The organism is Xanthobacter variabilis (assembly GCF_043831965.2).
In the GTDB taxonomy this organism is placed as follows: domain Bacteria; phylum Pseudomonadota; class Alphaproteobacteria; order Rhizobiales; family Xanthobacteraceae; genus Xanthobacter.
Map to the genome: position 1 here is coordinate 297394 of NZ_CM195533.1, position 19441 is coordinate 316834.

General features: G+C 67.4%; 17 protein-coding genes. 4 read left to right on the forward strand and 13 right to left on the reverse strand.

Going from position 1 to position 19441, the window contains the following annotated elements; translation table 11 throughout:
• Window positions 1–123: 123 nt before the first annotated feature.
• The 4 genes from V5F26_RS01300 to V5F26_RS01315 all read right to left on the reverse strand — a co-directional run bounded on the left by V5F26_RS01300 (window position 124) and on the right by V5F26_RS01315 (window position 4454).
• Window positions 124–885, reverse strand: coding sequence for a gamma-glutamyl-gamma-aminobutyrate hydrolase family protein (locus tag V5F26_RS01300; protein WP_394946741.1), 762 nt, complete (start codon window positions 883–885; stop codon window positions 124–126).
• A gap of 24 nt (window positions 886–909) precedes the next feature.
• Window positions 910–1602 (reverse strand): outer membrane protein, encoded by a 693-nt coding sequence (locus tag V5F26_RS01305; protein ID WP_394946742.1) that lies wholly within the window; start codon window positions 1600–1602, stop codon window positions 910–912.
• A 240-nt stretch (window positions 1603–1842) separates the two neighbouring features.
• Entirely contained in the window at window positions 1843–3186 is a 1344-nt protein-coding gene (glmM, locus tag V5F26_RS01310; RefSeq protein ID WP_394056020.1) for a phosphoglucosamine mutase, read from the reverse strand.
• A 161-nt stretch (window positions 3187–3347) separates the two neighbouring features.
• On the reverse strand, window positions 3348–4454 hold the full coding sequence (locus V5F26_RS01315; protein ID WP_394946743.1) for a linear amide C-N hydrolase: 1107 nt from the start codon (window positions 4452–4454) through the stop codon (window positions 3348–3350).
• Window positions 4455–4727: 273 nt separating this feature from the next.
• Between V5F26_RS01315 and V5F26_RS01320 the strand changes: the two genes are divergently transcribed.
• Both V5F26_RS01320 and V5F26_RS01325 read left to right on the forward strand, forming a co-directional pair.
• A complete protein-coding gene (locus V5F26_RS01320) occupies window positions 4728–5729 on the forward strand; it encodes an adenosine kinase (protein ID WP_394946744.1) in 1002 nt (333 codons plus the stop codon).
• Window positions 5726–7072: an ATP-dependent DNA helicase gene (locus tag V5F26_RS01325; RefSeq protein WP_394946745.1), complete on the forward strand. Its 1347-nt coding sequence runs from the start codon at window positions 5726–5728 to the stop codon at window positions 7070–7072. The genes V5F26_RS01320 and V5F26_RS01325 overlap by 4 nt, the downstream gene beginning before the upstream one ends.
• Before the next feature lie 24 nt (window positions 7073–7096).
• On the opposite strand, the gene V5F26_RS01330 is transcribed toward V5F26_RS01325, so the two are convergent.
• Together V5F26_RS01330 and V5F26_RS01335 are read right to left on the reverse strand one after the other, a co-directional pair.
• Window positions 7097–7963, reverse strand: coding sequence for a type 1 glutamine amidotransferase (locus tag V5F26_RS01330; protein WP_394946746.1), 867 nt, complete (start codon window positions 7961–7963; stop codon window positions 7097–7099).
• A gap of 700 nt (window positions 7964–8663) precedes the next feature.
• Complete coding sequence (locus V5F26_RS01335) at window positions 8664–9155, reverse strand: MarR family winged helix-turn-helix transcriptional regulator (RefSeq protein ID WP_234051072.1); 492 nt, start codon at window positions 9153–9155, stop codon at window positions 8664–8666.
• 234 nt (window positions 9156–9389) lie between these two features.
• On the opposite strand from V5F26_RS01335, the gene metX reads away from it, so the two are divergent.
• Together metX and metW are read left to right on the forward strand one after the other, a co-directional pair.
• Window positions 9390–10610: a homoserine O-acetyltransferase MetX gene (metX, locus tag V5F26_RS01340; RefSeq protein WP_394056015.1), complete on the forward strand. Its 1221-nt coding sequence runs from the start codon at window positions 9390–9392 to the stop codon at window positions 10608–10610.
• Window positions 10611–10612: 2 nt separating this feature from the next.
• A complete protein-coding gene (gene metW / locus V5F26_RS01345) occupies window positions 10613–11266 on the forward strand; it encodes a methionine biosynthesis protein MetW (RefSeq protein WP_394056013.1) in 654 nt (217 codons plus the stop codon).
• A gap of 90 nt (window positions 11267–11356) precedes the next feature.
• Here the strand turns inward: metW and V5F26_RS01350 are convergent, their stop codons facing one another.
• The 7 genes from V5F26_RS01350 to V5F26_RS01380 form a co-directional block, all read right to left on the reverse strand.
• Window positions 11357–12244 (reverse strand): LysR family transcriptional regulator, encoded by an 888-nt coding sequence (locus V5F26_RS01350; protein ID WP_394056011.1) that lies wholly within the window; start codon window positions 12242–12244, stop codon window positions 11357–11359.
• A gap of 12 nt (window positions 12245–12256) precedes the next feature.
• Window positions 12257–13351 (reverse strand): YeiH family protein, encoded by a 1095-nt coding sequence (locus V5F26_RS01355; RefSeq protein ID WP_394946820.1) that lies wholly within the window; start codon window positions 13349–13351, stop codon window positions 12257–12259.
• A 631-nt stretch (window positions 13352–13982) separates the two neighbouring features.
• Entirely contained in the window at window positions 13983–14405 is a 423-nt protein-coding gene (locus V5F26_RS01360; RefSeq protein WP_234051076.1) for a F0F1 ATP synthase subunit epsilon, read from the reverse strand.
• 319 nt (window positions 14406–14724) lie between these two features.
• Entirely contained in the window at window positions 14725–16161 is a 1437-nt protein-coding gene (atpD, locus tag V5F26_RS01365) for a F0F1 ATP synthase subunit beta (RefSeq protein WP_234051077.1), read from the reverse strand.
• Between the two features lie 34 nt (window positions 16162–16195).
• Window positions 16196–17071: a F0F1 ATP synthase subunit gamma gene (locus tag V5F26_RS01370; RefSeq protein WP_234051078.1), complete on the reverse strand. Its 876-nt coding sequence runs from the start codon at window positions 17069–17071 to the stop codon at window positions 16196–16198.
• A 40-nt stretch (window positions 17072–17111) separates the two neighbouring features.
• On the reverse strand, window positions 17112–18641 hold the full coding sequence (gene atpA, locus V5F26_RS01375; protein WP_234051079.1) for a F0F1 ATP synthase subunit alpha: 1530 nt from the start codon (window positions 18639–18641) through the stop codon (window positions 17112–17114).
• On the reverse strand, window positions 18641–19201 hold the full coding sequence (locus V5F26_RS01380) for a F0F1 ATP synthase subunit delta (RefSeq protein ID WP_370640654.1): 561 nt from the start codon (window positions 19199–19201) through the stop codon (window positions 18641–18643). Before V5F26_RS01380 ends, atpA begins: the two co-directional genes overlap by 1 nt.
• Window positions 19202–19441 lie beyond the last annotated feature (240 nt).

Here is a 19441-nt window from a genome sequence, read left to right on the forward strand (position 1 = left end):
CAACGCTGATTGAGGGCGCGCCGCAAGGCGCTGGATCAATCTTGGGACGGGCCGCACAGGGCTGGGACACGCCGCGCAGCCAGCCGCCGCCCAGCGCGCCCCCGGACGATCCCGGAGCCGGCCTCAGCGCCCCGCGCGGCGGGCGCGCACGGCGGCGCCGAAGGCAGCGAGCAGGCGCGCATTGGGCGCCGACAAAGCAGGCTTGTATTCGGGATGCCACTGCACCCCCACGGCAAAGGGATGATCGCGCAGCGACACGGCCTCCACGGTGCCGTCGGGCGCGAGAGCTTCCACCGAGAGCCCCTCCCCCACCGTGTCGAGCCCCTGATAATGCAGGGAATTCACCGAAAACCGCGCCGCCCCGAAGGTCGCCTCCAGGGGCGAGGACGGTGTCAGTTCCACCTCGTGCAGGGGCCCATATTGCAGGTCGAGCGGCCCTTCCTCGGGCGAATGGTGGTTCATGCGCCCCGGCTGGTCGGCAAGTCGGGCATGCAGGGTGCCGCCCAGGGCCACGTTGAATTCCTGAAAGCCGCGACAGATGAAGAGCGACGGCATGCCGCGCGCCACCGCCGCCCGAATCAGCCCCAGCGCGAACCGGTCACGGGTGGGGTCGAACGGCCCCGGCGCATCTTCCGGCCCGTTCCAGTGGCTCGGATGCACATTGGAAGGGCTGCCGGTGAAGAAGAATCCATCCACATGGCCGAGCAGGGCGTCAATGTCCGCTTCGAATGCGCCCGGCGCCATCACCGGCAGCGCCATGACGGGCAGGCAGGCGGCGAAGTCATAGACCGCCCGCGCATATTTCTCGCCCACCATGAAATAGGGCAGCTCGGTCTCGTCCTTCAGGTCGCCGACCACGGCCACCAGCGGCTTGCCTTCAGCCATTTTCGCAAAGCTCCCGGAACCCGCTCACTCGCCCAGGCTGTAGCGCACGCCGAGGCGCAGCTGATGGCCGCCCAGCTCGTCGATGCCGACGCCCGTGATGCCCGGCAGGTCCGGGGCGCCAAGGCTCACATAGCGGTATCCGAGGTCGATGGTCCAGGTGTTCGACACAGCGTAGGACACGCCGGCCCCCAGGCTCCAGGCAAAGCGCCAGTCGTCGCCGAAGCTGGGCAGGCCCGCCGGCGGCGTGATCTGGTCGATAGCAAAGCCCACCCCGCCGCTGAGATAGGGCGTGAAGCCGGCCAAGGTGATGACATCCCAGTACAGGCTGGCGAGCGCCACCGTTGAATCGGCCTCGAAGCGCCCCAGCACCGTGTCGACGCCGCCAAGGTTGAGATAATCGATGCCCACTTCCGCCCGCAGCCAGGGCGTGAAGCGATAACCAAGACCGGCGCTGATGGACCAGCCCGAGGAATGCCCCGAGCCGCCCGTGGGCAGGGCGCCGGTGAACAGCGTGTCGAAGGAGCCGTCCACATAGCCGGCCACATAGCCCGCATCGGCGCGCAGGTACCAGCCGGCCGCGCCCTCTTCCGCCACGTCCGGCGGAGCGAGGGAGAAGTCACCGGCCTTGCCCAGCAGCGGCATGTCGTCATCCGCCCGCGCGGCGACAACCGGAGCAAGAAGAAGAGTCGCCGCCAGTACGGAAACCGAACGCCACATCACGCACCCACCGCATTACTGTCTCGATGGGGAAAGGCTCGCACGGGAAGGCTTAAAGTCGAATTAACCCTGATGGGAAGTTAAAGCCGGAGTGGCGCCTGCGGAATCCGGCATCCGGGGAGGTCTATGCTTGGCCGTCCCTGGGGCCCGGCACGAAGGCAGCCCTCAAGAACGCCAAAGGCCGGGACAAGCCCGGCCTTCGCGTTATCGCAGGATCTGTCGGCGCTTCGCCGCGCGGCTTCAGGCCGCCACACGCTTCAGGGCGTCAATGACCTCGTCCACCACTTCCTCGATCAGGTCGCGGTCATCACCCTCGCCCATCACGCGGATCACCGGCTCGGTGCCGGAGCGGCGGATCAGCAGGCGGCCGCGATTGGACAGGCGCCGCTCGGCATCGGCGATGGTGGTCTGCACATTGGCATCCTCCAGCGGCATGCCGTTGCCATAGCGCACATTCTTCAGCACCTGCGGCAGCGGGTCGAAACGGTGGCACACCTCGGACACCGGCCGGCCCTGCCGCGCCACCACCGCAAGCACCTGCAGCGCCGCCACGAGGCCGTCGCCTGTGGTCGAGAAGTCGGTGAGGATGATGTGGCCGGACTGCTCGCCACCCACATTATAGCCCTCGGCGCGCATGCGCTCGAGCACGTAGCGGTCGCCCACGGCGGCGCGGGCGAGGCCGATGCCCTGCGCGTTGAGGTGCCGCTCCAGGCCCAGATTGGACATGACCGTGGCGACGATGCCGTTGCCGGAGAGCCGGCCATCGGCCTTGAAGCTCTCGGCCACCACGGCCATGAGCTGGTCGCCATCCACCAGATGGCCCTTCTCGTCCACCAGGATGACCCGGTCGGCGTCCCCGTCGAGGGCGATGCCGATATCGGCGCGCACCTCCCGCACCTTGGCGCTGAGCGCCTCGGGCGAGGTGGAGCCCACATCCCGGTTGATGTTGAGCCCGTCCGGATCGACGCCGATGGAAACCACCTCCGCGCCCAGCTCCCACAAGGCTTCCGGCGCGACGCGATAGGCCGCGCCATTGGCGCAGTCCACCACCACCCGCAGGCCGTCGAACTTCTGATCGCGCGGCAGCGTGCCCTTGGCATATTCGATGTAGCGGGCGTGCACGCCCTCCAGCCGGCGGGCGCGGCCGATCTCGGCCGGCCTGGCCAGGCGGCGGGAGAGATCCTGGTCGATCAGCGCCTCGATCTCCCGCTCCGTCTCGTCGGAGAGCTTGAAGCCATCGGGCCCGAACAGCTTGATGCCGTTGTCGTCGAACGGGTTGTGGGAGGCGGAGATCATCACCCCGAGATCAGCCCGCATGGAGCGGGTGAGCAGGCCCACGGCCGGGGTCGGCATGGGGCCAAGCAGCAGCACCTCCATGCCCACGGAGGTGAAGCCAGCCACCAGCGCATTCTCGATCATGTAGCCCGAGAGGCGGGTGTCCTTGCCGATCACGACCCGGTGGCGGTGATCGCCGCGACGGAAGGTGAGGCCCGCGGCCATCCCGACCCGCAGCGCGATATCGGCGGTGAGCGTCGTATTGGCGCGTCCACGCACCCCATCGGTGCCGAAATACTTGCGCGACATGTCCCCTCATACATGCTGGGGCCAGCCTGAGGCCCGCCTCCCGGTATCGTGATGGCTTAGCATCCCTTCGCCCGCCGCGCGATCACATCTCGTGACTGCATTTCACAGGGTTTGCGCGGGGCGGAGCGGATCAGAGCTTCGCCATCATGTCGTTTTCGTGGTCACTGCCCGATGGGCGTCGGCGCCGGCGTGGCGGCGAGGGGGAACAGGCGCGGCTCCTTGCCGTCCAGCTTCACCTTGGCCATGTCGATCGCCTGCAAGGCGGGATTACCGTAAGTGGTGAAGGTGTAGCGCATGTTCTTCAGGTCCGCATAAACCGTCCACTCGGTCAGCTCGTTGCCGGAAACGCCACCGCCGGCGGCGGAATCCGACTGCGTCACCACCGAGCCGGGGGCGATGTCGAACGAGCTCATGATGTGGCGCACGGTGGTCAGCCCCTCATCCACGGTCGCCGGCTGGGGCGCGAAGCGCGAGAAGAAGAAGGCGCGCACGAAGCGCGAGGGCGAGAGCACATCTCCGGGCAGGCCGTGCAGCCCCGCGCCCGTGGACGGCGGCGAGATGGTGAGCGGACCCACGCTCATGGAATCCGGCTCGGCCGCGCCAAGATTCACATATTGGCCGAGATTGGCCAGGTGCCAGTCGAAGCCGGGGGCGTTGGTGAGCACGCCGGTGGGGTTGTCGTACATGTGCAGCTCGCCGCCCACATATTCCACCACCAGGCTGGCGCCGCTGGCATCGTGCAGCGTCATGTGCACCGGCACCGGGCCCTTGAAGGTTTCCTGCGGCGCCGCGCTCACCTTGATCTTCGGCATGGCCGCCTTCACCTCCGCCACCGTGGCGAAGGAGGTGAGCACGTAGGTGAGCATCTCAAACGAGGCGATGGAGTTCTTGGCCTCCGCCGGCGTCACGTCCTGGAACTTGGCGAGGCCGGGCAGGTAGAGCAGCCCGCCGGCGAGGCCCTTCTCGTTCATGCCGTCCACGAAGATCTTCATGCCCACGCCATTGAGGCCGACGGCGGCATATTTGCCGGTCCAGCTCAGGCCGGTGCCGGCCTGCCCGGTGGGGCCGGTGCCGGTGAGCGCGACATTGCGCGGCATCACCATGGCCTGCGACTGCAGCGGCAGGCTGAACTCCATGGTGCGGCCATAGACCACGCCGCCATCCTTCGCCTTCAGGATCAGCGAGGTGCAGGCCGAGGCGGCCATGCCCTGCGCCAGCAGCGCCGTGCCGGCGATGAGGGCGGTGGCCGTGTGCTTCATCTTCCGCATGGGGTCATCCTTCCTGCAGTCATCAAGGTGTGGATCAGGCCCGGACGCACGACGTAAAGGGACCAAACGCGACGCTGCCCCCTGCCGCCCGCCTCTTGATGGCGAATGGGCGGTCGTAATTGCGCCCGTCACCATAAAGGGTGCGCCCCCTGCCGACACCCCCGGAGGCTCCCTTGAAGGCCGTCGCGCTGGCAAGAGGGTTAACGCTCCGCATTGCGCATCACCCCGCGCCGATGCTACCGCTCCGCGACGCTTTTCCGGAGATTGCCGACCGTGTCTGCTTCCAAGCTCGATGTTCTCGCCATCGGTAACGCCATCGTCGACGTGCTCGCGCGGGCAGAGGATGACTTCCTGGCCACCCACGACATGAACAAGGGCGGCATGGCGCTGATCGACGAGCCGCGGGCGGAGGCGATCTACGGCGCCATGGGGCCCGGCACCGAGATTTCCGGTGGCTCGGCCGCCAACACCGCCGTGGGTGTTGCGGCGCTGGGCGCCCGCGCCGGCTTCATCGGCAAGGTGAAGGATGATGGGCTGGGCACCGTGTTCGGCCACGACATCCGCGCCGCCGGCGTCGCCTATGCCACGCCCGCCGCCGCCAATGGCGCCGCCACCGCCCGCTGCCTCATCCTGGTGACGCCCGACGGTGAGCGCACCATGAACACCTTCCTGGGCGCCGCCCAGGACCTCACCCCCGCCGACATCCAGAAGGAGATGGTGGAAAGCGCCGCCGTCACCTATCTGGAAGGCTATCTGTGGGATCCGCCGGCGGCCAAGGAAGCCTTCCTCGCCGCCGCGAAGATCGCCCATGGCGCCGGCCGCAAGGTCGCCCTCACCCTCTCCGACTCCTTCTGCGTGGACCGGTACCGCGCCGAGTTCCTGGAGCTGATCCGCTCCGGCACGGTGGACCTCACCTTCTGCAACGAGGCAGAGCTGAAGTCCCTTTACGAAACCGCCGATTTCGATACCGCCCTCGTCGCCCTGCGCAAGGACGCCAAGGAAGCCGTCGTGACCCGCTCGGAGAAGGGCGCCTCCTTCCTCACCGCCGGGGCGGTGGTGAGCGTGCCCGCCGTGCCGGTGGAACGGGTGGTGGACACCACCGGCGCCGGCGACCTGTTCGCCGCCGGCTTCCTGGCCGGCGACACGCGCGGGCTCGACCCGGCCACCAGCCTGCGCATCGGCGCCCTGGCGGCGGGCGAGATCATCACCCAGCTCGGCGCCCGGCCGCAGCGCAACCTCATCGACCTCGCCCGCGAGGCCGGCCTCATCTCGTGAGCGAGGCCGGACAAGGCGGCCCCCCGCCCGCGACACGGCCTGCGCCCCCGCCAGCGCCCCTTGCCGATCCCGGCGGCCAGTCGGGGCGGGCGCTGGCCGCCATCACTGCGCGCGCGCCCACCCTCATGGTGCTGGGCGGCGCCGGCACGGGCAAGACCACCTTCCTGCATGAGCTGCGCAAGGCGCCCATGGGGCGGCAGGTGTTCCTTGCCCCAACCGGGGTGGCGGCGCTGCAGGTCGGCGGGCAGACCATCCATTCCTTCTTCGGCATCCCGCCGCGCCTGCTGAACCCCGACGAGGTGAAGCCGCGCGTGCAGGTGCGCCGGCTGCTGAAGAAGCTCGACCGCGTCATCATCGACGAGATCTCCATGGTGCGGGCCGATTTGCTCGACGCCGTGGACATCTCCCTGCGCATCGCCCGCGACAATTCCGAGCCCTTCGGCGGCGTGCAGATGGTGCTGGTGGGCGACTTTCTGCAGCTTCCGCCCGTGGTGCCCATGGCCGAGCAGGAGATGCTGGAGCGCATGGGCTATGAAGGCCCCTTCGCCTTCCACGCCAAGGCATTGGCGGACCTCGCCACGACCGGCGTGCCGTTCACCCATGTGCACCGGCAGACCGACCGCGGCTTCATCTCCATGCTGGATGCGCTCCGGCGCGGGCGCGGCGCACGGGAGGCGGCGGAGGCGCTCAACGAAGCCTGCGTGCGGCCTCATCGCGAGGGCGCGCTGCCGGTTCTTTTGACCCCCACCAATGCCCGCGCCGATGCCTATAACGCGCGCGGCCTCGCCGCCCTGCAGGACAGCGGGCGGGAATTTTCCGGCTTGCTGAAGGGCGAGTTCGGCCTGGAGGGTGATCGCCTGCCGGTGGCGGAAAAGCTGGTCCTGAAGCGCGGCGCCCGGGTGATGGCGCTGCGCAACGATCCGGCCCGGCGCTGGGTCAATGGCTCGGTGGGCACGGTGGTGGGCCTCGGCCTTTCCAGCGCCCTGGTGAAGCTGGATGCCGGCCCGACCGTGGAGGTGGACGCCTTCACCTGGGAGCGCATCCGCTATGGGTGGGACGAGCGCACCGGTCGCATCGAGGCGCAGGTGGTGGGCACCTATACCCAGCTTCCCCTGGCCCCCGCCTGGGCGCTGACCATGCACAAGGCCCAGGGCCTGACCCTGGACGACGTGCGCATCGATTTCGGTGAAGGCGCCTTCGCGCCGGGGCAGGCCTATGTGGCCCTTTCCCGCGCCCGCTCCATCGAGGGCCTGTCCTTGGTGCGCCCCATTCGCGGTTCCGACGTGAGGGTGGACCGGCGCGTGGCCGCCTTCATGGAGCATTTCGAGGCGGAGGAGGAATAAGGCACCCGCCCCCTCTCCCGGCGCTCAGCCCCGGGCGCGGGCGGCGCGGGTGGGCAGCACCAGGCGCTCGACCCAGTTGCGGATTTCGACCGTCCGCTTGTCCTTGGAGATCACCGCCCCATCGATGCCGCAGCGCCACGCCAGGGCCTTGTTGCCGGGCTCGCGCTCAAAATGCTCCAGGTCGGCAATGAAGGCAGCCTCCTCCTCCTCATCGGAAAAGAAGCCTTCCGCCACCAGGGAGGGCCGCAGGCGGCGGAAGATGGCCGCCATCTCGCGGAAGGGATATTCGGGGTGGTACTGCACCGCCCAGCAGGTGGACAGGCCGGCCGTGAACTCCGCCGCCTGCACCTGGGAATGGTCGTTGGTGGCCAGCAGCCGCGCTCCTTCGGGCAGGGCTTCCACCTCGTCCAGGTGCACGGTCATGGCCTCGAACACCAGGGGCTTGTCGGCGAACATGGCGTGGCCCTGGCCATGGGTGGTCTGGCGGATACGGCGGCCAAAGCCCACCTCCCGCCCGCGCGGATTGAGCCGCACGCTGCCACCCGCCGCAACCGCGAGCAATTGCAGGCCCCAGCAGCTGCCGAACAGCGGCACTCCGGTAGCGAAGGCGGCGCGGATAAGGTCGAGCTGCTGCTCCACCTCCGGCCCGCCATGATAGATGTTGAGCGACGAGCCGGTGATGGCGATGCCGTCATACCCCTCCAGCCCCGCGCTGTCGGGCAGGTTGGCGCCGGGATCGGCCGGATAGCAGATGTCCACGGTGGCGCCGGGGGCCAGCTCGCGCAGCAGCTGGGCATAGCCCTCGCTCGCGGCCTGACCTCCGAAATGGATCTGGCGGGCGCGGGCTTCGGCGGTGTTTCCTTCGACGACGAGCAGGCGTGGGGCGGGCATGATGGCGTCGGATCCTGGAGGCATGTTCGGACGAACCGGATACCGGCTTGCGTCCGGAAAATGCGTTAACGTCAGGGCTTGCGGCATTCCCCGGCCGCAGGCGGGCCACCCCGCGCGACGGGAACGCAAGCTCTCGCGCCCCCGAGGTGTCGCGGCCCTTGCACCACGGCCTTCGAGGAAGGCGATGGCGGCAGCATACGGCCCATTTTGACCAAAGCGAGGATACGCTGCATTGCGAAGGTGGCCGATGCGACGCGGGCTCGGCCCCAAGGCGGCCCCAGCCCCTGACGCATCCCGAGCCGTCCGCCTTCACGGCGGATGACGTCGCCCCACCACGGCGCAGGCTTGCCCCCAGCGCCGCGCGAGCCCTGCCCGAGTGCCGCGCAGGCTTGCCCCGAGTGCTGCGCAGGCTTGCCCCGAGTGCTGCGCAGGCTTGCCCCGAGTGCTGCTCTTGCCGGCGCGCGTCATCGCTTGCGCGATGAGGTAATGCCGGCACTCGGCGACGCCCCGCGAGGGGGCTCAAAGAGGGGGCTACAGGGCAAGGCTCCATAGTCTTGCGTTCCGCCCGATGCCGGCCGGGCCCTGCGCACCTCCGGCCGGGCCTCAAGAGCGGGCGGGCGCGGCAGCGGCCTTGGGTCGCGCCCCCGTGGAGCCCACAACGGCCCGCCCTGATGCCGCCCGGGAACCAGGGCCGATGGTCTCAGACGTCGTCGTCATCGTCGGCGGCGTCCTGCTCGTCATCGGCGCCGCCATCGGTGCCGAGCTTCTCGGCGAGGTTCTTTTCCACCTTGCGGAGCAGCTTGCGCAGACGCTTGCGCTCCTTGCCGTCGAGCCCGGCCACCATCTCGTTTTCCAGCGTCTCCCACACACCATCGATGGCCGAGGCCCGCTCCAGCCCGGTCTCGGTGAGAAATACCCGCACCAGGCGGCCATCACCGTCGGTGGTGCGGCGCTCCACCAGACCCTGGCTGGTGAGACGGGCGATGGTCTTGGAGGCGGTGGGCGGGCGCACGCGCAAGGCGGCGGCGAGATCGCCCATGGTCCGGCCATCCTGCTCCGACAACAGCTTCAGCACCGATTCCTGGCCCGGAAACAGGCCGAGGTCGCTGAGCAGCCGCGCGGAAAAAGCGCGTTGCAGCCGTGCCGTATGGTTGAGCCGATAGCCGATGGTCTTCGTGAACGGGTCCTTCATGGTCTCCCCCACCGCACGCAGAGCCCCTGGCCTCCCGCGCCCGGCCGCCCTCGCGTGCTGCCAAGGGAAACGTCCGGAAAAACGGAGGTCGTGCGAACCGTCGCGCCGCGCGCGATCACCACGGGCCTCATTATCCGCGCCGGCTTACATTTTTACGAAGGTTTAAAAATCATCAGGGCCGCCGCGTGGTCCGCGCCGCTTGACAGCGGGGCCCGGGCATCGCTTGGTTCGCTCATGACATCGTTCTCCCCCCCGGATGCCTCTGCCCCGCAGGCTGAAGACGCGGTCGAGACCAGGGCCCGGCAGGAGGCGGACGATCCGCACTCCCCGGTGGCGCGCTTCGGCCCCTCCAAGCCCCTGCGGCTCGATGCCGGCGTGCTGCTGCCCGATCTGCAGATCGCCTACCAGACCTATGGCGAGCCCAATGCCGCCCGCACCAATGCGGTGCTGGTGTGCCACGCGCTGACCGGCGACCAGCACGCCGCGAGCCTCAACCCGGTAACCGGCAAGCCGGGCTGGTGGGAAACCATGGTGGGGCCGGGCCGGCCCATCGACACCGATCGTTTCTACGTCATCTGCGCCAATGTGCTCGGCGGCTGCATGGGCACCACCGGGCCGTCCTCCACCAATCCCGCCACCGGCGCGCCCTATGGGCTCGACATGCCGCTCGTCACCATCCGCGACATGGTGAACGCCCAGGCCATGCTGCTGGACCATCTGGGCATCGAGAAGCTGCTATGCGTGGCCGGCGGCTCCATGGGCGGCATGCAGGTGCTGCAATGGGCGGCGAGCTATCCGGAGCGGGTGTTCTCGGCCCTGCCCATCGCCACGGCGGCGCGCCATTCGGCCCAGAACATCGCCTTCCACGAGGTCGGCCGCCAGGCGGTGATGGCCGATCCGGACTGGCGCGGCGGGCACTATCTGGCGGAAGGGGTGATGCCTTATCGGGGCCTTGCCGTGGCGCGCATGGCCGCGCACATCACCTACATGTCGGACCAGGCGCTGCACCGTAAGTTCGGCCGCCGGCTGCAGGACCGCGCCATGCCCACCTTCGGCTTCGATGCCGACTTCCAGGTGGAAAGCTATCTGCGCCACCAGGGCGAATCCTTCGTGCAGCGCTTCGACGCCAACTCCTATCTCTATGTCACCCGGGCCATGGACTATTTCGACCTCGCCGCCGACTATGACGGCGTGCTGGCGAACGCCTTCAAGGGCTCGAAGACCCGCTTCTGCCTGGCCTCCTTCACCTCCGACTGGCTGTTCCCCACCGACGAGACGCGCACCATCGTGCATGCGCTGAACGCCTCCGGCGCCAGCGTCTCGTTCGCGGAGATCGAGAGCGACAAGGGCCATGACGCCTTCCTGCTGGATGAGCCCGAACTGTTCGCCATCGCCCATGGCTTCCTCGACAGCGCCGCGCGCGCCTTCGGGCTGCCGCCGGCGCGCGGGAGATGAGCATGGCCCTGCCTGAAGAAACACCGTACGCCGGCGCGCCGCGCCGCGAGGGCGTGCGCGTCGACCTTGTGGTCGTTTCGGAGATGGTGAAGCCCGGCTCCCGCGTTCTGGACGTTGGCGCGGGGGACGGCGCGCTGCTGGAGCTTTTGGCCACCACGCGCGACTGCGACGCGCGCGGCATCGAGCTTTCGCGCGAGGGGGTGAATGGCGCCGTGGCGCGCGGGCTCGCCGTGATCCAGGGCGACGCAGACGTGGACCTGGCCCACTACCCCGATGATTCGTTCGACTATGTCATCCTCTCGCAGACCCTCCAGGCCACCCGGCGCCCGCGCTGGGTGCTGGAACAGATGCTGCGCATCGGCCGGCGGGCCATCGTCTCCTTCCCCAATTTCGGCCATTGGCGCTCACGTCTCGACCTGCTGGTGAACGGCCGCATGCCGGTGACGGAGAACATGCCCTTCCGCTGGTACGAGACCCCCAACATCCATTTCTGCACCATCCGCGACTTCGTGGCCCTGGTGGAGGAGCTGGACGCCAAGATGGAACGGGCCGTGGCCCTGGACTCCTCGGGCCACCGAGTGCGCTTCAACATGCCCTGGTGGGTGTGGAACCTGCTGGGCGAACAGGCCGTGTTCCTGCTCTCCCGCAAGGGCTAGGCGGGAGCGGGAACAGCGCGGGCGCGGCGCCGTCCCGTGCGTTCCGCTCGCGCGGGCCCTCGCCCAAGGATGGGCGGAGCGGGGGCGGCCTCACACCGCCGGCGCTCGGGCCAGCTCCAACAGAGCGGCGGCGGCGCGCGAGTGGTAGCGATCGGCATGCCGCAGCGCGTAGAAGCTGCGGGGCGGCAGCGCCAGGGGCAGCCGCGCCAGGGTGCCCGCGGCCAGCTCCGAGCGCGCGACCAGATCGGAAATCACCGTCGCGCCCGCCCCGGCGATCACCGCACTCAGCACCGCCTCGTTGGATGGGAGCTCAAGCGTCACCCTGAGCCGGTCCGGTGCCACCCCGGCCCGCAGCAAGGCGCTTTCAAACACCTGCCGCGTGCCCGAGCCCGGCTCGCGCAACACGAACGGCAGCTCCAGCAATTCTTCCGGGGTGATTCGCGCCCGCCCCACCCAGCGATGGGACGACGGCACCACCAGCACCAGCCGGTCGCCGGGAATGACGCTCTTGGCCAGCAGCACCTCATTGACCTCGCCTTCCACGAAGCCGAGATCCGCCTCCCCCTGCAGCACCGCCGCCGACACCTGCGCCGTATTCCCCACGGACAGCGAAAGCTCAATTTCCGGATAGAGGCTGTGGAAGCGGTAGAGCAACGGGCCAAGCCAGTAATTGGCAATGGTCTGGCTGGCCATGAGGCCGAGGCGGCCGCGCTTCAGGCCCGACAGATCGGCAAGCACCGTCTGCGCCGCCTCCACGCGCGCGAGAATGGCGCGGGCCTCCGGCAGGAAGCCCGCGCCAGCATCCGTCAGCTCGATGCGCCGGCCCACCCGGTGGAACAGCGCCACCCCGCAGGAGGCCTCCAGCGCCGCCACCGAGGCGCTCACCGCCGATTGCGTCATGTGCAGGCGCTCGGCGGCTCGCGTCATGTGCAGGTGCTCGGCCACCATGGTGAACACCCGCAACTGTTCCAGCGTCATCGTCCCATCGCATCAGCTCATGAAAGTCGCGATGAGGATAAAGCTCAGCGTGGAGATGAAAAGCCAGGCGGCGGCACCGAGCATCAAAGGCCGCAGCCCCTTCATGCGCAGCTTTCGGATGTCCGTCTCCAGCCCCATCGCGCCAAGCGCCACCGCCAGCAGGAAGGTGGTGAGAGTAATGAGCGGGCTCTTCACCTCTTGGGGAATCACCCCCGTGCTGTTCACCATCACCATCGCGATGAAGCCGAACACGAACCACGGCACCGGCGGCTTGGCGTGATGAGCATTGGCATCGCCCCGCGCCTTCCACAGCGCGACCGCGCCCAGGCCCAGCACCAGCGGCGCCAGCAACATCACCCGCGACAGCTTCGCCACCGTTCCGAACTCACCCGCCTGCTGCCCCCCCTGGAACGCGGCCGCCACCACCTGTGCGACCTCGTGGATCGAAGCACCGGTCCACAGCCCATAGGCGTGAGCATCAAACCCCGTATAGGGCAGCAGCGCCGGCATCAGCACCATCGACAGCGAGCCGAAGACCGTGACGCACGCCACGGCATAGGCCACATCCTCGTCCGACCCACGGGTGACGGTGTTGGTCGCGATCACCGCCGAAGCGCCGCAGATCGACGTTCCCGCCGCAATCAGCTCAGCCAGCTTAGCTTCCACACCCATCACCCGGCCAAGCCACCGCGTGATGAAGAAAGTGCTCGCCAACGTGATGGCGACGATGGCGAAGCCCGCCACACCCACGGTCCGCACCTGGGCAAAGGTCAACTGAAGGCCGAGCAGCACGATGGCGAAACGCAGCACCCGCCGGAGCGCGAATTTCACGCCTGCGGTCGCCGCCCGGGGTGTACCCACCAGATTGTGGTACGCCATGCCGATGAGGATCGAGATGACCAGCGGGCTAAGCATTCCCAGCCCGGGAAGCAGCCTCACCGCATACGCCGCCGCAGCGATGACGCAGGTGACCGCGAGCCCCGGAACGATGCCTTCGTGAAGATGCCGCAGGGCCCGCACATGGCGCCGCGATGGCTGCTCCATCGGGCTGGGGGCTGCGGATGTGTGCTCAACCATGATGATGTCCTCGGTAGGTGCGCGGACCATCACAGATCGGCATCAATCGCTCCAACGCGTTATATTTCTACATTCAATTATTATTTTCGATTGAATGGCGCGCACCGCCCGCGAGTCCGCCCTCTCCGGGTGCCTCTCGGCCCCAGGCGGGGGAACGCCGCCGCGGAGCACGTTGACTTCACGGCAAATCCGTACCGCCAAGGCCCGCAAAAACGCCTCTCGCTCCCGCCCGCGCCCGGCATCCCCTTGCCTTTGCCGAACAGCAGAAGATCAACGGCAGTCACTTCCCGGCTCCCCACCCTCTACCGCCACAAGGCGAGACAGGCAAAGCGCCGGTCAGATCCAGCCACCAGATCACTCGTTGCATCATGCGGAGGACGTCTCGCGTGTTACACGCGTGGGCCAACACCTTGAAGCTCGTCCCTGCTTTCCAAGTTTCGGAACAAGCCGTGTCGGCTCGGCCACCGGAAGGGCCCGAGTGACAAGCGGCACTAACCGAGGAACCCGCCACGCGCTTCCACCGCGGCCCTAGCTTCCCGTGCGCCGCGCCAAGCTTCGCCCGAGCCGCAAGAAGGCCGCGGCGCCCCTCTGGCCCGCCAAATAAAAAAGGCCGGGCACAAGGGGGCCCGGCCTTTTCAAAATACACCCACCTTCGCCCAACTCAGTGAGCAGGAGTAGCCTTAAACCCGCGCTCCAGCGCCTCAGCGACCTGCTCCAGATCCGCAAGCTGGCGCTCGGCCCGCTGGCGCTCCGCGTCGCCCTTCGCGTCTGAGACGTCTTCCTTCGCATCCCGAATCTGCTGCCTCAGATGTGCGGGATCGATCTCTTCCACGGGCTTGGCCTCTTCGGCCAGCACGGTCAGACCCGCCTGATTCACCTCGGCGAAGCCGCCGCGGACGAAGTAGCGCTTGGGCTCTCCCTCCGACTTGATGGTCAGAATGCCGGCCTTCAGCGTGCCGATGAAGGGCGCATGGCCGGCCAGAACACCGAACTCGCCCTCCGCACCGGGCACAATCACTTCGCTCACCGCGCCGGAGAACACCAGGCGCTCGGGCGAAACCAGTTCAAAGGGTAAGCTCGCCATCTTCGTCTCCGGTTCCTTCATCTCCGGTCGCTCTGGAGGTCGCGCATCCCTGGCGGGCCGCTCCCCACACCCGCGTGGCACGCGCGCCGCTCAGCGCCCTGCCCCGGATCAATCTCCGCGCTGTTCCAGTCCTGCTGAAACGCCGCGCCAACCCGCTTAGCGGACCAAGCCCGACACCAGAAAAGGCCGTCACCCGTATAGGCCCAGCCCCTCGTGCGCCTTCGCCCGCGCCGCAGTTCCGGAGCGGCGCCGCCGACCGGTCCCACTCCTGCGCATCTTGCATCGGCACTCCACCCTCGCGGGCGGAGTGCCGCGCACATCACGCCGCTTCGGCAGCCAGCTTCTTGCCCTTCTCGATGGCTTCTTCCATCGAGCCGACCATGTAGAAAGCCTGCTCCGGCAGGTAGTCGTACTTGCCTTCCACCAGGCCCTTGAAGCCCGCGATGGTGTCCTTGAGGTCGACGAGCTTGCCCGGCGAACCGGTGAACACCTCGGCCACGTGGAACGGCTGAGACAGGAAGCGCTCGATCTTGCGGGCGCGCGCCACGGTGAGCTTGTCCTCTTCGGAAAGCTCATCCATGCCCAGGATCGCGATGATGTCCTGAAGCGACTTGTAGCGCTGCAGGGTCTGCTGCACCTGGCGGGCGGTGTTGTAGTGCTCTTCGCCGAGGATGGTCGGCGACAGCATGCGCGAGGTCGAGTCGAGCGGATCCACCGCCGGGTAGATGCCCTTCTCCGCGATGGAGCGCGACAGAACGGTGGTCGCGTCCAGATGGGTGAAGGAGGTCGCCGGCGCCGGGTCGGTCAGGTCGTCGGCCGGCACGTAAATGGCCTGCACCGAGGTGATCGAACCCTTGGTGGTGGTGGTGATACGCTCCTGCAGGGCGCCCATGTCGGTGGCCAGGGTCGGCTGGTAACCCACCGCCGAAGGAATACGGCCGAGAAGGGCCGACACTTCCGAACCAGCCTGCGTGAAGCGGAAGATGTTGTCCACGAAGAACAGCACGTCCTGACCCTGGTCACGGAAGTGCTCTGCGACGGTCAGGCCGGTGAGCGCGACGCGGGCGCGGGCACCCGGAGGCTCGTTCATCTGGCCATACACCAGCGCGCACTTGGAGCCGGCCGCGGAGCCACCATGCTCCTTGGGGTCCTTGTTCACGTTGGACTCGATCATCTCATGGTAGAGATCGTTGCCCTCACGGGTACGCTCACCGACGCCGGCGAACACGGAGTAACCGCCGTGCGCCTTCGCAACGTTGTTGATGAGCTCCATGATGAGCACGGTCTTGCCCACGCCGGCGCCGCCGAACAGGCCGATCTTGCCGCCCTTCGCGTAAGGCGCCAGCAGGTCGACGACCTTGATGCCGGTGACCAGGATCTCCGCCTCGGTGGCCTGCTCCGCATAAGAAGGAGCCGGCTGGTGAATGCCGCGCTTCTGCTCGAAGGAGATGGGCCCCACCTCGTCCACCGGCTCGCCGATGACGTTCATGATACGACCCAGCGTGCCATCGCCCACCGGAACCTGGATCGGTTCCCCGGTGTCTTCCACCGCGGCGCCGCGCACGAGACCCTCGGTGGCGTCCATGGCGATGGTGCGCACGGTGTTCTCGCCAAGGTGCTGGGCAACCTCAAGAACCAGGCGGTTGCCCTGATTGGTGGTCTCCAGCGCGTTGAGAATCGCCGGCAGATGGTCGTCGAACTGCACGTCGACGACGGCGCCGATGACCTGGGTGATGCGTCCGACCTTGTTCGCCATATTCGTCGTCCTTCGTATCTTCGGTCGCGAGGCGTCAGACGGCCTCGGCGCCAGAGATGATCTCGATGAGTTCCTTCGTGATCATGGCCTGGCGGGTGCGGTTGTAGGTGAGCGTCTGCTTCTTGATCATTTCGCCCGCATTGCGGGTGGCGTTGTCCATGGCGCTCATCTGCGCGCCATAGAAGGACGCCTGATTCTCCAGCAGCGCGCGGAAGATCTGCACGGCGATATTGCGCGGCAGGAGATCGGCGAGGATCTCTTCTTCCGTGGGCTCGTATTCATAGACCGGCCCCGCCTCGGTGGTGTCACGCTCGGGGAAGGTCGCGGGGATCAGCTGCTGGGCCGTCGGCACCTGCTGGATCACGCTCTTGAAGTTGGAATAGAAGAGCGTGCAGACGTCGAACGAGCCGGCGTACAGCATCTTCAGCACCTTGGAGGCGATGTCATTCGCTTCCTTGAAGCCGATGTTGCGCACGGCGCGCAGGTCGACCACATCGATGATGTGGTCGGGATAGACCCGGCGGAGCTGGTCGGCGCCCTTGCGGCCGACGCAGAGGATTTTCACATCCTTGCCTTCCGCCAGCAGCAGCTGCGCCCGTTCGCGCGCCAGGCGCACGATCGAGCTGTTGAAGGCGCCGCACAAGCCGCGTTCGCCAGTGCACACCAGCAGCAGATGCGTCTGGGTGTGCCCCGTGCCGGCCAGCAGCACCGGCGCCTGGGAGTTACCGACGATGCCGGCGGCAAGGTTGCCCAGCACCGTTTCCATGCGCTCGGCGTAAGGCCGCGCGGCTTCCGCCGCCTGCTGAGCGCGACGCAGCTTCGCCGCGGCGACCATTTGCATCGCCTTGGTGATCTTCTGCGTCGCCTTCACCGAGGCGATGCGGTTTTTAAGGTCCTTCAGACTCGCCATCGCGCCCGTCCGTCAGGTTCGAGGAACTATCAAGAGCCGATCAGGCGAAGCTCTTGGCAAAGGCGTCGAGCGCCTTCGTCAGCTTCTCTGCGGTGTCCTTGGACAGTTCCTTGGAAGTGCGGATGGCCTCGAGGATCTCCGGATGCTCGGAGCGCAGGGCCAGAAGCAGCCCCTGCTCGAACTCGCGGACCTTGGAGACCGGCAGCGGGTCGAGGTAGCCGTTGGTGCCGGCGAAGATCACCGCCACCTGCTCTTCCACCTTGAGGGGCGAGAACTGGCTCTGCTTCAGGAGCTCGGTGAGGCGCGCGCCGCGATTCAGCAGCTTCTGGGTCGAGGCGTCCAGGTCCGAGCCGAACTGGGCAAAGGCCGCCAGCTCGCGATACTGGGCGAGGTCGCCCTTAATCTTGCCCGCCACCTGCTTCATCGCCTTGATCTGGGCAGAGGAGCCCACGCGCGACACCGACAGGCCGACGTTCACCGCCGGGCGAATGCCCTGGTAGAACAGGTCGGACTCGAGGAAGATCTGACCGTCGGTGATCGAGATCACGTTGGTCGGAATGTAGGCCGACACGTCGTTGGCCTGGGTCTCGATGACCGGCAGTGCGGTGAGAGAGCCGGAGCCGTTGGCGTCGTTGAGCTTCGCGGCGCGCTCAAGCAGGCGGGAGTGCAGGTAGAACACGTCGCCGGGATACGCTTCGCGGCCCGGGGGACGACGCAGCAGCAGCGACATCTGACGATAAGCCACGGCCTGCTTGGACAGGTCGTCGTGGATGATCAGGGCATGCATGCCGTTGTCGCGGAAGAACTCGCCCATGGCCGTGCCGGTGAACGGCGCCAGGAACTGCATGGGAGCAGCGTCGGAAGCGGTGGCGGCGACGACGATGGAATATTCGAGCGCGCCCTGCTCTTCCAGCACCTTCACGAACTGCGCGACGGTGGAACGCTTCTGGCCCACTGCGACATACACGCAGTAGAGCTTGGCCTTCTCGTCGTTGCCCTGGTTGATGGGCTTCTGATTCAGGATCGAGTCGAGCGCCACGGCGGTCTTGCCGGTCTGGCGGTCGCCGATGATGAGCTCGCGCTGACCACGGCCGATCGGGATCAGGGCGTCAATGGCCTTGAGGCCGGTCTGCATGGGCTCATGCACGGACTTGCGCGGAATGATGCCAGGGGCCTTCACGTCGACGCGGCGACGCTCGGTGTATTCGATGGGGCCCTTGCCGTCGATCGGGTTGCCGAGGGCGTCCACGACGCGACCGAGCAGCCCTTTACCGACGGGAGCGTCGACGATGGCGCCGGTGCGCTTGACGGTCTGGCCTTCCTTGATCTCACGGTCGGAGCCGAAGATCACGATACCGACATTGTCGAGCTCGAGGTTCAGCGCCATGCCGCGCGTGCCGTTCTCGAACTCGACCATCTCGCCGGCCTGGACATTGTCGAGGCCATAGACGCGGGCGATGCCGTCGCCGACGGAGAGAACCTGCCCGACCTCGGAGACCTCAGCCTCCTGGCCGAAGTTCTGGATCTGCTCCTTGAGGATGGCGGAGATTTCAGCGGCTCGAATGTCCATCAGCGGACCTCTTTCATCGCATGCCGGATAGAATTGAGTTTGGTCTTCAGCGAAGCATCGACCATGCGAGAGCCGAGCTTCACGACGAGACCACCGAGGATGGACGGGTCGACGGTGACGTCGAGCTGCACGTCCTTGCCGGTCTTCTTGGCCAGCGCATCCTTCAGCTCGGCGAGATGCGCGTCGCTCAAGGGCTGCGCCACCGTCACCTGCGCCGTGGTCTCGCCGCGCTTCACGGCGACCAGGGCACTGAAGGCGGCAATCATCTGCTGAAGCGCAAACAGCCGGCGATTCTGCACCACGAGCTTCACAAAGTTGCCCGCGAGGCCGCCGATTTCGGCCTTCTGCAAAACCGCGGTCATGGCGGAAAGCTGCACGTCGGCCGTGAAGACAGGACTCTTCACCAGCCGCGCCAGATCCGCACTTTCGGCAATGAGGGCCGACAGGCGATCGAGATCCGTTTTCACGGAATCAATGGCGCCGGCTTCATCCGCCAGTTCGAACAGCGCGGTCGCGTAGCGCCCCGCCATGCCTGACACGATCGTATCCGCCACCCGCACCTCTCTCGGACTTGCGGCCGCCCCTGGGCAGAATGCCCCGGCTTCGACCCAAACCCTTGATCTGTTGGGAATATTGATAGTGCGATCTCGCCAGCGGGCGAAACCCCACCCTCGAAATCCCGGGTTGCCTAACACAGGCAGATCAAGGCGGCAACATGACCGGAGGATGGCGCATAGGCCGCATTGCCGCACCGGGAGCATCACGGTGCCCGAGCAGGGGCACCGCAGGCTGTAGCGGAC